General features: G+C 31.8%; 9 protein-coding genes and 1 riboswitch. Of the genes, 5 read left to right on the top strand and 4 right to left on the bottom strand.

All coding sequences use genetic code 11. The features are described from left to right. Positions 1-124: 124 nt before the first annotated feature. Together BUB70_RS11680 and BUB70_RS11675 are read right to left on the bottom strand one after the other, a co-directional pair. Positions 125-1,144: an alpha/beta fold hydrolase gene (locus BUB70_RS11680; protein ID WP_229743005.1), complete on the bottom strand. Its 1,020-nt coding sequence runs from the start codon at positions 1,142-1,144 to the stop codon at positions 125-127. A 62-nt stretch (positions 1,145-1,206) separates the two neighbouring features. Beyond that, positions 1,207-1,318, bottom strand: a riboswitch (SAM riboswitch). Between the two features lie 132 nt (positions 1,319-1,450). Beyond that, positions 1,451-2,725 carry an O-acetylhomoserine aminocarboxypropyltransferase/cysteine synthase family protein gene (locus BUB70_RS11675; protein ID WP_073121818.1) on the bottom strand — a complete coding sequence of 425 codons (1,275 nt, stop codon included), beginning with the start codon at positions 2,723-2,725 and terminating at the stop codon, positions 1,451-1,453. 317 nt (positions 2,726-3,042) lie between these two features. On the opposite strand from BUB70_RS11675, the gene metK reads away from it, so the two are divergent. The 4 genes from metK (at position 3,043) to BUB70_RS11655 (ending at position 9,085) form a co-directional block, all read left to right on the top strand. Then, positions 3,043-4,296, top strand: coding sequence for a methionine adenosyltransferase (gene metK, locus BUB70_RS11670; protein WP_073121816.1), 1,254 nt, complete (start codon positions 3,043-3,045; stop codon positions 4,294-4,296). A gap of 95 nt (positions 4,297-4,391) precedes the next feature. Beyond that, positions 4,392-7,712: a proline dehydrogenase family protein gene (locus BUB70_RS11665; protein ID WP_073121814.1), complete on the top strand. Its 3,321-nt coding sequence runs from the start codon at positions 4,392-4,394 to the stop codon at positions 7,710-7,712. A 15-nt stretch (positions 7,713-7,727) separates the two neighbouring features. Beyond that, positions 7,728-8,441 (top strand): hypothetical protein, encoded by a 714-nt coding sequence (locus tag BUB70_RS11660; RefSeq protein WP_073121812.1) that lies wholly within the window; start codon positions 7,728-7,730, stop codon positions 8,439-8,441. A gap of 29 nt (positions 8,442-8,470) precedes the next feature. Then, on the top strand, positions 8,471-9,085 hold the full coding sequence (locus BUB70_RS11655; protein WP_073121810.1) for a deoxynucleoside kinase: 615 nt from the start codon (positions 8,471-8,473) through the stop codon (positions 9,083-9,085). Between the two features lie 212 nt (positions 9,086-9,297). On the opposite strand, the gene nagB is transcribed toward BUB70_RS11655, so the two are convergent. Both nagB and BUB70_RS11645 read right to left on the bottom strand, forming a co-directional pair. Then, positions 9,298-11,247, bottom strand: a complete 1,950-nt coding sequence (nagB, locus tag BUB70_RS11650; protein ID WP_308691683.1) for a glucosamine-6-phosphate deaminase — start codon at positions 11,245-11,247, stop codon at positions 9,298-9,300. 2 nt (positions 11,248-11,249) lie between these two features. Then, entirely contained in the window at positions 11,250-12,575 is a 1,326-nt protein-coding gene (locus BUB70_RS11645) for a sugar MFS transporter (protein ID WP_073121806.1), read from the bottom strand. A gap of 324 nt (positions 12,576-12,899) precedes the next feature. On the opposite strand from BUB70_RS11645, the gene BUB70_RS11640 reads away from it, so the two are divergent. Next, positions 12,900-13,955 carry a LacI family DNA-binding transcriptional regulator gene (locus BUB70_RS11640; RefSeq protein WP_073121803.1) on the top strand — a complete coding sequence of 352 codons (1,056 nt, stop codon included), beginning with the start codon at positions 12,900-12,902 and terminating at the stop codon, positions 13,953-13,955.

Raw genomic sequence — 13,955 nt, 5'->3', positions numbered from 1 at the left:
CTATTTGCTTTTAGCACATTTTTCAATTCCTTAAAATTCGCTTTTAAAACTTTTAATGTTTCCACTTCTAGACTACGCTCGAAGACTTAACCTTTAAAATTCTTTTTCCTTAACTCCTGAATTATTAAAAAACGTCTTTTAATAATTCTTTTAACTGTTCATCTTCTACCAAAAACCCATCGTGCCCGTGGATTGATGTTATTTCTTTATAAACGGCTTTGGCTCCTATTTTTGCTAAAACTTCTTGAGTTTCTCTATTTTCTTCTGGCACAAAAAAGAAATCAGAATCTATTCCTATTTGAATAATGGTTGCTTTAATTGTTTTGGCCACTTCTTCAAAAGTTCCTCTTTCTGAAGTAATGTCCAAAGTACTTAGTAAATGATTTACCATTTGATAAGCCTTTAACTCAAACCTTTGTTCTAATTTATATCCATGATGCAACAACCAACTTTCTACATTGGAAATTCCTAATGCTTCGTTCTGAGTTCTATTAAACTTTTCTTTAAATGATGCTGCTGTTCTATAAAACAACATCGCCATCATACGAGCATCATGTACAGGTTTTTTAGAATTGGTTAAAATTTGTTCTTGTACTTTATTATGAGCCAAAATCCAATCCGTGGCTTTCCAATCAGAAGCAATAGGAATCACATAATTAGCCAAATCTGGAAATAAAACTGACATTTCCCAAGCAATTCCACCTCCTAAAGAACCTGCAATAATTGCATGTAATTTGGTAATTCCTAAATCTTCTAGTAGCAAACCAAACAACTGTGCTACATCTCTAACCGTAAAACTTTTGTAATCTTCAATTAAATTTTCAGGCTTGTTGTCATATCCATTTCCAGGAATATTAATAGAAATTATGGTGTACTTATCAGTATCTACTAAATTTCCTTTAGAAACAATTCCTTTCCACCATCCTGTATGTTCACCTGCTACATCTGAATTTCCTGTTAATGCATGATTTACCAACACTATAGGAGCAGTATGTAATGGCTGACCAAAAACTTCGTATGAAAGTTCTAAGCTAGGATAATTTACACCAACTAAGGTAGTGTAATCTTTTAGGGTTCTATGTTGTAAACTTTTATTCAATGTCGTAAAATCATTTATACTCAAATAGCTTTCTACTCTAAACATTTTTAGAGTAAATATGCGGTGTGTTGTTAAGTTATCGTGATTTTTTTAAGAGAATTGCTCCTGTGTTATCTATCCAACTAATGTTGGTAGAACGTAGCACCTTCATTTTTAGAAACTAAAAAAGGGTTGCTAAGGCTTCAACGGGTCTATTCCCTCTACCTTTCATGATAACTTACTTCAATACATAATGAGCTGGGGCAAAGATATAAAATAAATTTCGAAATAAAAGAAATGAGCAAAAGAGTTAGAAAAAGAAAAAACCATCACAAAAAGTGATGGTTTCTATATTCATTTATTTCACAAAGATTACAATTTACTAAAAGCTTGTACAATGTCTGCTTTTAAATCTTCTATATTTTCTAAACCTACAGACAAACGAATTAAATCTTGAGTAACTCCAGCCCCTGCCTGATCTGCTTCACTCAATTGTTGATGTGTAGTACTTGCTGGGTGAATAATCAATGATTTTGTATCTCCGATATTTGCCAATAAAGAAAAAATTTCTGTAGCATCTGTAAATTTCTTAGCTGCTTCGTAACCTCCTTTTAAACCAAAAGTTAACAATCCACTTTGTCCGTTTGGCAAATATTTTTTAGCCAAATCATGATACTTACTAGATTTTAATCCTGGATAATTTACCCAAGCAACCTCTTCTCTCTCTTCCAACCAAGTCGCCAATTCTAATGCATTTGCAGAATGTTGTTTAATTCTTACTGGTAAAGTTTCTAATCCTTGAATAATATTAAATGCGTTTGTTGGACTTAAAGCTCCACCAAAATCACGCAATCCTTCTAAAATTAATTTAAAAGTAAAAGCTGCTGCTCCTAATGCTTCATGATAAACCAATCCGTGATAACCAGCTGACGGTTCTGTAAATTCAGGAAATTTTCCATTAGCCCAGTTAAAAGTTCCAGCATCAACAATAGCTCCTCCTAAAGAATTTCCTTGTCCTCCAATATATTTTGTTAAAGAATGAATCACCAAGTTAGCCCCGTGTTTAATTGGATTTAACAATGCCGGTGATGCTACTGTATTATCAACAATAAAAGGCACTTCAGCAGCTTTTGCTTGTTCAGCAATCGCTTCTAAATCCAACACATCTAATTTTGGATTTCCTAAAGATTCTACAAAAAATGCACGTGTATTGTCTTGTACTGCAGCTTTAAACTCTTCTGGGTTTGATGCGTCTACAAACGTAGTAGTAATTCCTAATCTTGGCAACGTAACATTTAACAAGGTAAATGTTCCTCCATATAAACTGCTAGAAGCCACAATGTGATCTCCTGCTTTTAACAAAGTCATCAATCCTGTTGCAATTGCAGAAGTTCCCGAAGCAAAAACCACTGCTCCAATTCCTCCTTCTACAGCAGCCAAACGATCTTGTAAAATCTGATTGGTTGGATTATTTAATCTCGTATAAATAAATCCTAATTCTTTTAATCCAAATAAGTTTGCAGCATGCTCAGTATTATTAAATACATAAGAAGAGGTTTGATAAATAGGTACCGCTCTTGTTCCTTGCGTATTACTTACATCATGTCCAGCATGTAATGCCGAAGTTTCTAATCTTTGATTTTCCATTTTTATTTTTTATTAATTTCTAGTCATTTAACCAACAAATATATAAAACCTAAACTCAGATTATATCCCTTATTATTAAATTCAAAAAAAAGATTAGATTTATTAAAGAGGGTATTCCATTTCTTTTTTATAATTTTGCCCCACAAAAGGGGAAAGATTTGACTGATTGCCACCTCTTTTACAGTTTACAATATACTATTAGTAAAGTATTCCATAAGCAACTGTAAAAAATAAAGAGCTAAAGCAGTAATTATCTACTTCTTTAGCCGACCAAGGCACTCAGCAAAATAAACATTTAATAAAAAACACAAATAGATATGTCATATTTATTTACATCGGAGTCAGTTTCAGAAGGACATCCTGATAAAATTGCAGATCAAATTTCTGATGCATTGATTGATCATTTTTTGGCTTATGATGCTGATTCTAAAGTAGCATGTGAAACTTTAGTTACTACGGGTCAAGTAGTATTGGCTGGAGAGGTAAAATCTAAAGCGTATTTAGATGTACAACAAATAGCTCGTGACACCATTAATAAAATAGGATATACCAAAGGGGAATATCAATTTGATGGAAATTCATGTGGTGTTTTATCTGCCATTCACGAACAATCTCAAGACATCAATCAAGGAGTTGATAGAGCTAGTAAAGAAGAACAAGGAGCTGGTGACCAAGGAATGATGTTTGGTTATGCAACTAACGAAACTGAGAACTTTATGCCATTGGCTTTAGAAATTTCTCATCGTTTATTAAAAGAATTGGCTGCTTTGCGTAGAGAAATGAAAGACATCACTTATTTACGTCCAGATGCAAAAGCGCAAGTTACCTTACAATATTCTGATGACAACAAACCTGAACGTATTGATGCGATAGTAGTTTCTACACAACATGATGATTTTGATGAAGATGAAACCATGTTAGCCAAAATCAAATCTGATATTATCAATATTTTAATCCCTAGAGTAAAAGCAACTTTTAACCAAGAGGTTCAAGATTTATTTGGAGATGATATTAAATTTCACATCAACCCAACAGGAAAATTCGTAATTGGAGGTCCTCATGGAGATGCTGGTTTAACAGGTCGTAAAATTATTGTTGATACTTATGGTGGTAAAGGTGCTCACGGTGGTGGTGCATTTTCAGGAAAAGATCCTAGTAAGGTAGATCGTTCTGCAGCTTATGCAACACGTCATATTGCTAAAAACTTAGTGGCAGCAGGTGTTGCTTCTGAAATTTTAGTTCAAGTTTCTTATGCTATCGGAGTTGTAGAACCAATGGGTATTTTTGTAAACACATATGGAACTAGTAAAGTTGATTTAACTGATGGACAAATTGCAGCAATAGTAACTTCTATTTTTGACATGAGACCATTTGCCATTGAAACTAGATTAAAATTACGTAACCCTATTTATACAGAAACGGCTGCTTATGGTCACATGGGTAGAACTCCTGAAGTTAAAACGGTAGTTTTTGAATCTCCTTACGAAGGAAGAAAAGAAATTGAAGTTGAAACTTTTACTTGGGAAAAGTTAGATTATGTAAATCAAGTTAAAGAAGCTTTTAATTTGTAAAAAACATTTAACATATTTTTATAAAAGCCTTGATAATCGTCATTATCAGGGCTTTTTTTTGGTTATCCCCTCCTATTTTTTTAACTTAAGAAAATATGGAAAAACAAATACAAAATACCCTAAGATTAGCAGAAAAATTACAAACCAATCAAACCACAACCGCAAAAAATCCTTTTGCAGATCGGCTTAAAACCATTATTGAAGTACCTGAATCCAAACATTTTTTAATACAAATGATGGATGTTGCTTTCCGATCTAAAAACTATAAAAAAGTGGCAGACCATGTAATACATCTGCTCAAAACACACAAAAATTATCAAGCATTATTCACTCCTTTAGAAAACCTATTGCTTAAGACTTTTACCATTGTAGGTAAAATTATCCCATCCTTTAGTGTCGCTATCATGCTAAAGAAAATTCAAGCAACTTCTAGTGATGTGGTCTTTTTTATTAATAGCCAAAAGTTTAAAAAACACGCTCAAAAAAGAAAAGATCAAAAAATTACTTTAAACGTAAACCTTATTGGTGAAGCGTTAATTGGAGAAGATGAAGCTCAAAAAAGAATTCTAGGTTATCTAACTTTATTAAACAGAAAAGATGTAAACTATATTTCTATTAAAATTTCCACCATCTTTTCTCAAATCTCTTCTTTAGCTCACGAAGACACCGTTGATAAACTATCTAATAGATTATCTATGTTCTATGATGAAATCTTAAAGATTGAAAAAGAAACAGGAGTTCAGAAATTCGTGAATTTAGACATGGAGGAATACAAAGATCTAGAAATCACTTTTGATGTCTTTATCAAAACTTTGTCTTTACCAGAATACAAAAACATCAGAGCAGGAATTGTGTTACAAGCCTACATTCCAGAAATGATTCATTATTACCGTAAACTTTTCACTTGGGCTAATACAAGAGCTAACAACGGAGGTTCCTCTGTAAAAGTAAGGTTGGTAAAAGGAGCCAATATGGAAATGGAAATGACAGAATCTTCTATTGAAGACTGGCCATTGGCAACCTTTAGTACCAAACCAGAAACGGATGCCAACTACAAAAAAATATTATCAGAAATGTTAACCCCACAATCTGCAAGAGTTGTGAATGTTGGAGTAGCATCACATAATATTTTTGATATTTCTTTCGCTCTCCAATTAGTAAAACAAAATCAGTTAGAAGATTGTGTAGATTTTGAAATGTTAGAAGGTATGGCCAACCAAACAGTAGACAATTTATTGGCCGAAAAAGTTAATTTATTATTATACACACCTACTGTAAAAGAAAACCAATACAACGCAGCTATTGCTTATTTGGTTAGAAGGCTGGATGAAGGTACACAAGCTGGAAACTTCTTAAAAGAAGGATATGATTTAAAAATTGGTTCGGAAAAATGGGATAGTTTAAAAGAAGAGTTTTTAAAATCTATTTCTTTAATGGAAGATTTAGACACCAATCCTAGTAGAAAACAAGATAGAAATGATGAAAAACCTGAATTGATGAAAGGTTTTCATAATGTACCTAATACAGATTGGAACTTACCACAAAACATTACATGGGCTCAAAAAATTAAAACAGATTGGAAAACTCCAGAAAATATTATAGGAACAACGATTCCTGTGATAGGAGCATTAGACAATCATGAAAGATATACCATCAAAGTAAACAATTGGTCTGGTACCCCACCTTGGAGTTACGAAATGTCTATTAAAGAAGATTATCAAAAAGCCATTGATAATACTACCGAATGGCAAGATTTTTCTGTTGAAAAAAGAGCGGATTTACTTAAAAAAGCTGCTTTAGAAATAGAAAAAAGCAGAGCAAATTTAATTGGAGTAGCCGTTGCAGAGCTAGGAAAAACCATAAAAGAAGTAGATGTAGAGGTTTCTGAAGCCATTGATTTTGCTAATTTTTATGCCGAAAGTAGTTTGGAAATTGCCAAAGAATTTAACAGTGATGATGAAGGTATTAATTTGGTATTATCACCTTGGAATTTCCCTATTGCCATTCCTATTGGTGGTGCTTTAGCTTCGTTAGCAGCTGGTAAAAAAGTAATTTTAAAACCTTCAACTAACGCATCAGCCTGTGCCTATTTAGTATGTAAATGTTTGTGGGAAGCTGGAATTCCTAAGGATGCCTTATACTTTTTACCTTGTGAAGAATCTATTTTAGATGACTTTTTAAGTACCGGTAATATTTTTGATGCTGTTATTTTAACTGGTGGAACAGAAACAGCACACTTTTTATTAGAAAGAAACCCTCAGTTAAACTTATATGCAGAAACTGGAGGAAAAAACAGTACTATTGTTACTAGCCTAGCAGACAAAGAGCAAGCCTGCGTAAACATTGTACAATCGGCATTCGGAAATGCAGGTCAAAAATGTTCGGCAACCTCTCTTCTAATTTTAACTGAAGATGTTTTTAATGACAAGGAATTTAAAACCTTATTGAAAGATGCTGCTATGAGTAAAGTCTTCGGAAATCCTTGGGATTTTTCAACTGAAATTGGACCTTTAGCAGTGCCTATTTCCGAAAAAATAAAACATGTAATTCAAAACACCCCAGATGATCAATGGTTGGTAAAACCTAGATTAAACGGAAACCACATGTTGTCTCCTGGAATTATTTGGAATGTAACTATGGATGATTATCCATATCAAAATGAGTTGTTCGGACCTATTTTATCTGTTTTAAAGGCAGATGATTTAAAACATGCTGTGGAAATTGCCAATAATGTAGATTATGGTTTAACTGCCGGAATAGAATCTTTAGATGACAACGAAGTAGAATATTGGAATAAACATATTGAAGCAGGAAATAAATACGTAAACAGATCTACCACAGGTGCTATTGTACAAAGACAACCTTTTGGAGGAATTAAGGCTTCTTGTTTTGGTTTTGGAATGAAAGCAGGGGGGATTAATTATGTATTACAGTTTACCAACATCAGATCTAAAACCACCGACTGGAAAGAAGATTACAAAAAATGGTATGATGAATTATTTAGTAAAAAAATTGACTATGTAAACTTACGAGGTCAGTACAACATTTGTAGTTATAACACATACAAAGAAATCTTATTACTATATGATGTACACACGCCTCAAAAACACATTGATAAGGTAGAATACATTGCAGAATTTTTAAACATTCCATTAATTAAAGATACTTGCGGTAACGCCTTAAAACATCATCCAAAAGATTTTACTTGTGTAAGAGCTTTAGGAGTGTTGTCTGATCACTTTTTAATTAGATGTCACCAAAACGCCATCAATATTTACAGAGATGAACCTAGAAACAGTGGACGTATTGAGTTATTAAATTACTTAATTGAACAAAGTTATTCTCATAACTACCACAGATATGGAAACTTAATGGGAGTTGAGTATAACTCTAATGAAAAACCTAAAGTTTATTAGTTTATATTTGAGAATATGAAACTTTGGATTTTATTATTCTTTTGTTATTTAAACTGCTTTTGTCAAAATATTTTGGTAAAAGATGTAACCAAATTTGTAGGTATAGACATCTATGAAAACTGTTATTATTTACAAAATGATGCTTTACACAAAAGCAGTTTAAAAAACGATTACAAAAACATAGAATACGGCACTCCAGACGTTATTGATATTAGCAATCCACTACAAATTCTATTGCTTTATAAGTTTTTTAACAAAGTAATATTGCTAGACAATCAACTTAGTTTTATAAATGAGTTTGATGTTCCTATTGGCACAGAACTTATTGCCAATGCCAGCAAGGATAAAATTTGGATCTATGACAACATTAAAATGATATTGAAGCTCTATAATTTTAAAACTCAAAAAACAGAAATTAGCTCAATCCCTATCAAAGAAAAAATTTTACAGCTCAAAGGAAATTTAAATCAAGCCATTATTATTAATAGCAATAATCAATTAACAAAATACAATTACTTGGCTAGAAAAGAAGCTACAATTAATATTCAAAACAACCTTTTACCAATATCACTCAATAATACATATATCATAAAAGAGAATATTTTACATCATAAAAACAATAAAATTATTGACACTCCCAATGAAATTGAATCATTTGAAGTTATTAATAAAAAACTTTATTTTTTTAAGAAGAACAACATCTACACACTTTCAATTTATAAAAATTAACTATTTTTAAGGTTTAAACAAACAATCCTATGCACATAGCAATTGCCGGTAATATTGGAGCTGGAAAAACCACCTTAACAGAACTTTTGGCTAAACATTATAAATGGGATGCACATTTTGAAAGCGTTGAAGAAAATCCATATTTAGATGATTTTTACAACGAAATGGAGCGTTGGTCTTTTAACTTACAAGTTTATTTTTTGAACACACGTTTTGAACAAATTTTAAAAATTCAAAAAAGTGGTAGAAACATTATTCAAGATCGAACCATTTATGAAGATGCTAAAATATTTGCACCAAATTTACACGCAATGGGCTTATTAACCAACAGAGATTTTACCAATTACAGTCAACTATTTGAGTTGATGGAAAATTTAGTAACACCACCTGATTTATTAGTTTATTTAAGAGCAGATATTAAGACATTAGTTGGACAAATTCACAAAAGAGGACGTGAATACGAAAGCTCTATTAATATAGATTATTTAAGCCGATTAAATGAAAGATACGAGGCTTGGATTACTTCTTATGACAAAGGGAAAAAACTTATTATTGATATTGACAACTTAGATTACGTAAGTAATCCTGAAGACTTAGGAACTATTATTGACCGAATTGATGCACAAGTACACGGCTTGTTTTAAGCTAGTTATTATAATATAAAAAATCCCTCTATCAAAAAAGATAGAGGGATTTTTAGTTTAAGGGTAAGTATATAATTATAGGGTAGGATAAATATATATCAATTTAAAACTTTTATTTATTCTTAAATGGGCTACCAACTCTAAAGCAGCCCATATTAAGAAACCTAATAAAACTCAACTCCTTTCGGATATTGAAAAAAAAACATAATTTTTTAATATTCCCACTTAACAAAAGCTTCCATAGCAGCATATGTTGCCAAACCTAATTTTTGGTATAACTTAGCTGTTTCGCTATTTCTATCTTCTGCTCTTTGCCAGAACTCTCTACTATCTGTTCCTTGGAAAACCACTCCATCTTTTTGAGATTGATGTTTAAAAATTCCATATCTCTTTTCTAATACTTGGTCTGGACTCATCGGTACAGCCATCTCAATTTCATCAACTCCCCATTCTTGCCAAGCTCCTCTATATAACCATAACCAACAATCTTTCATAAAATCTTTTGATTTTAATCTTTTCATTGACTCGAAAATAGCATCTAAACAAACTTTGTGTGTTCCATGTGGATCTGCTAAATCACCTGCTGCATATACTTGGTGAGGTTTAATTTCCTCAATCAACTTCATAGTTAATTGAATATCTGCTTCTCCAATTGGATTTTTCTGAATGGTTCCTGTTTCGTAAAAAGGCAAGTTCATAAAGTGAATTTGATGATCTTCTAATCCTACAAAATGACTTGTTGCACGAGCTTCTCCTTTTCTTATAATTCCTTTAATATATCTTACTTCAGGAATATCAACTTCACTATTCTTTTTATCTTTTAATGAAGCTTTTGCTTTTTCGTAAATCTCTCCAGCTTCTTTATTATCTATTCCAAATTGCTGATTGTAATCAGTTACAAAATTCGCAAAACGTAAAGCTTCATCATCAGCAACTGCAATATTTCCAGATGTTTGATAAGCTACATGTACATCATGTCCTTGCTCTACCAATCTTTTAAAAGTTCCTCCCATACTAATGATATCATCATCTGGGTGTGGACTAAAAATTAAGACTCTTTTTCTTGCAGGCTCTGCTCTTTCTGGTCTTCTACTATCATCGGCATTTGGTTTTCCTCCAGGCCAACCGGTAATAGTGTTTTGTAGATTGTTAAATATTTTAATGTTGATGTCATATGAATTTCCAAACTCAGCTAACAAATCACTCATTCCATTTTCAATATAATCTGCATCAGTTAACATTAAAATAGGCTTGTCTAATTCTAAAGCCAAACCAACAACTGCCTTTTTAGTCAATTGTTCATTCCACTCTACTTTTTCAACTAACCAAGGTGTTTTAACTCTGGTTAATCTAGATGAAGCTTCTCTATCTACCACAAAAGTTACATTGCTGTGTTCTTGTAAAAATGAAGCAGGTACTTGGTTTGTTACAGTACCTTCAACAGCTCTACTTATAATTGCAGATTTTCCTTCACCCCAAGCCAAAAGAATAACTTCTTTAGCCTCCATTATTTTTTTAACACCTAAAGTAATAGCTGTTTTTGGCGTATTACTTAATCCTCCAAAATCTTTACTTGCAGCCAAACGAGTTGAATGATCTAAAGCCACCAATCTTGTTTTTGAATTTTGTAAAGATCCTGATTCGTTAAAACCAATATGACCATTTGAACCAATTCCTAACAACTGTAAATCTATTCCTCCTAATTTTTCAATTTTAGACTCATAAGCTGTACAGTATTCTTGAATTTTATCTTTATCTAAAGAACCATCTGGTACATGACAATTCTCTACATCAATATCTACATGGTTAAATAAAGCTTCTCTCATAAAACGTCTGTAACTATTTACAGAGTTTTCATCCATAGGGTAATACTCATCTAAGTTGAAAGTAATTACATTTTTAAAGCTCAATCCTTCATTTTTATGCAATTTTACTAGTTCAGCATATACATCTCTTGGAGATGATCCTGTAGCCAATCCTAAAATACATTTTTCCCCTTTAGCTTGTTTATCTTTGATAACATTCGCTATTTGCTGAGCAACAGCTATAGAACCTTTTTTAGCATTTTCAAAAATATTTGTATTGATATTTTCAAATCTACGTTCAAAACCAGTCGCCTTATCTATACTACTTTTAATCATTTTACTAACTTTTATATTCAACTTTATTTTTTAAACCAACTTTTATATTTGTGACCCCACAATGCAAAGAACAAAATAATGGTATAACATGGAATTAAGATCCAATAACTACCTGTTGCTGCTTTTGCAGTTGCCTCTACCTGATCTACTCCTTCACTAATTAAACTCAATTTGCTAGCGTCTACCATTCTTCCATATAAAGGTGGAATAATAGCACCTCCAGAAATAGCCATTACCAGCAAGGCAGATGCTGTTTTGGTAAACTTACCTAAGCCTTTTAGTGTTAATGGCCATATAGCCGGCCAAACCAAAGCATTAGAAATACCTAAAGCTGCAACAAATAATACTGAAGTAAAACCTGTAGTATTTAGAATTAACAAACTGAAAACAATTCCTAATACAGCACTTGCTTTTAAGGCTGTATTTTGACTAATATATTTAGGAATTAATATAGCCCCCAACCCATAAGTTACTACCATAAACAACAATGTTAATGTGGTAAAGAACTTTGCTTTGGCAGCAGAGAAACCTAATGATATTCCGTATGCAATAATAGTATCTCCTGCAATCACTTCAGCTCCTACATAAACAAACAATGCTAAAACTCCTAACCATAAATGTGGAAATTGAAAAATGCTTGTTTTTGTTGTTTTTTCTGAACTATTATCTTCGCTAGCCTCTGACTCCGATTCAACATTAGGTAAAGGTGCTTTTCTAATTAATACTGCAAAAATCACCAATACTAAAGACATTACAACATATGGCATCACCACACTGTTAGCCATCGTATTTAAAAGTTCAGTTTTTTCAAAAGCTGATACAGTGCTTAATTTTTCGTTTACTTCATCAATACCTGTTAACAGTAATGCTCCAAAAATTATAGACCCTACAGCTCCAGCTACTTTATTACAAATTCCCATAATTGCAATACGTTTTGCAGCACTTTCTATAGGCCCTAAAATGGTGATATATGGATTGGCTGCTGTTTGTAACAAAGTCATTCCAGCTCCTTGTAAAAAAATAGCTAATAAAAACACCCAATAGGTTCTTGCTTCTGCAGCAGGAATAAAAACCAAAGCTCCTATTGCCATAATAACAAGTCCTAAAGAAATAGATTTTTTATAACCAATTTTTCCAATTACATAAGAAGAAGGTAAAGCCATTACCACAAATGAAATGTAAGAAGCTGTCGCTACCAAATAAGATTCGGATTCTGTTAACTCGTTGATGGTTTTCATAAAAGGAATCAACGCTCCATTAATCCATGTTACAAATCCAAAAATGACAAATAGCCCAGCTATTATCATCATTGGAACTAAGTTTTTTTGTTTAGTAGTTACTGCTGTCATTATTTACCCAAATTTTAATTTATAAAAATTACACACTCATATTTAAACAAACCCCACCTCTACACCCAACCAACAAAACACTCAAAAACAACAAGTTAACAATTATCAATTATGAGTTTATGTTTTTTTCACTTTGCTAAAGTATAGAATGAAAACGTAAAAAAAAAGAAAAAACACAAAAATGTGCTCGAACACATAATTTTATTGTGCTCGAGCACGTTTAATTTTGTTCTCGAACACACTTATTAATGTTTTCGAACACATGACAATGACATTTTCACACACAAAAAAAATCGAAAAATGTTTTTTTACTATATTTACCACATGAGAAAAAAATACACAATTAAAGATATTGCAGAACTTGCAGGGGTTTCTAAGGGGACTGTTGATCGTGTTATTCATAAAAGAGGAAAGGTTTCTGAAAAAGCACTTATAGATGTTACTAGAATCTTAGAAGAGATTGACTACAAACCTAACTTGATTGCTAGGAATTTAAAGAATAATAAAGTTTACAGCATTTGTGTATTAATTCCTGATTATCATTTAGATGATTATTGGTTGTCTTGTAAAGAAGGGATTGAATCTGTAAAACAAGAATTTGCATCATTTGATATTCAAATAAAGACATTGCTATATCACTCCAAAGATGTTAACTCATTTTTACAAAAAAGCAATGAGGTATTAGCCCTAAAACCTGATGCTGTTTTAATGGTACCTTCATTTCAAAAGGAATCGGAAACAATTATTAATTTACTCGCCAACCAAGATATTGTTGTCAGTATTTTTAACAACAACATTCCTAACAACAAGATTTTTAATTTTGTGGGACAAGATTTAATTAAAAGCGGTAGAATTGCTGCTAAATTATTCGATTTAATTTTAGGTAACGGAAAAGTAGCAATTCTTTATATTGGTGCAAACTTTAAAAATGCTACTTATTTTCACGAGAAAGACCAAGGTTTTAAAGAATATATAAAACAAACAGATACAGCATTAAGTTCTGTTACTCAAACATTTTCATCTGAAAACTTAGAGCTTGAATTAACTAATTTTTTAAGTCAAAACCCTGATGTAAAAGGAATATTTGTAACAAATTCCAAAACATATATGGTTGCAAAACTGATCAAAAAACACAATTTAAAAGATATTAAATTAATTGGTTATGATTTATTAGAAGAAAACATCACTTATTTAAAGAATAACACAATCCAGTTTTTAATCCATCAAAACGCAAAACATCAAATACACTTAGGCTTAACAAATCTTATAGAATATTTTATGTTTAGTAAAAAAACTCCAAAAAGGAATTTATTACCTATTAACATTATAAACTCAGAAAATTTAAGTTCTTACACACAGAAAGAAACTATTTATGAATAA

Source organism: Wenyingzhuangia marina (genome assembly GCF_900130035.1).
Classification (GTDB): Bacteria; Bacteroidota; Bacteroidia; order Flavobacteriales; family Flavobacteriaceae; genus Wenyingzhuangia; species Wenyingzhuangia marina.
Note: the sequence above shows the minus strand (reverse complement) of the source record. Positions and strands in the feature narration are given on the sequence as shown.

Coding starts and splice junctions, on each gene's coding strand:
- metK (WP_073121816.1), top strand. CDS start 3,043: ATGTCATATTTATTTACATCGGAGTCAGTTTCAGAAGGACATCCTGAT.
- BUB70_RS11640 (WP_073121803.1), top strand. CDS start 12,900: ATGAGAAAAAAATACACAATTAAAGATATTGCAGAACTTGCAGGGGTT.
- BUB70_RS11665 (WP_073121814.1), top strand. CDS start 4,392: ATGGAAAAACAAATACAAAATACCCTAAGATTAGCAGAAAAATTACAA.
- BUB70_RS11660 (WP_073121812.1), top strand. CDS start 7,728: ATGAAACTTTGGATTTTATTATTCTTTTGTTATTTAAACTGCTTTTGT.
- BUB70_RS11675 (WP_073121818.1), bottom strand. CDS start 2,725: ATGGAAAATCAAAGATTAGAAACTTCGGCATTACATGCTGGACATGAT.
- BUB70_RS11655 (WP_073121810.1), top strand. CDS start 8,471: ATGCACATAGCAATTGCCGGTAATATTGGAGCTGGAAAAACCACCTTA.
- BUB70_RS11645 (WP_073121806.1), bottom strand. CDS start 12,575: ATGACAGCAGTAACTACTAAACAAAAAAACTTAGTTCCAATGATGATA.
- BUB70_RS11680 (WP_229743005.1), bottom strand. CDS start 1,144: ATGTTTAGAGTAGAAAGCTATTTGAGTATAAATGATTTTACGACATTG.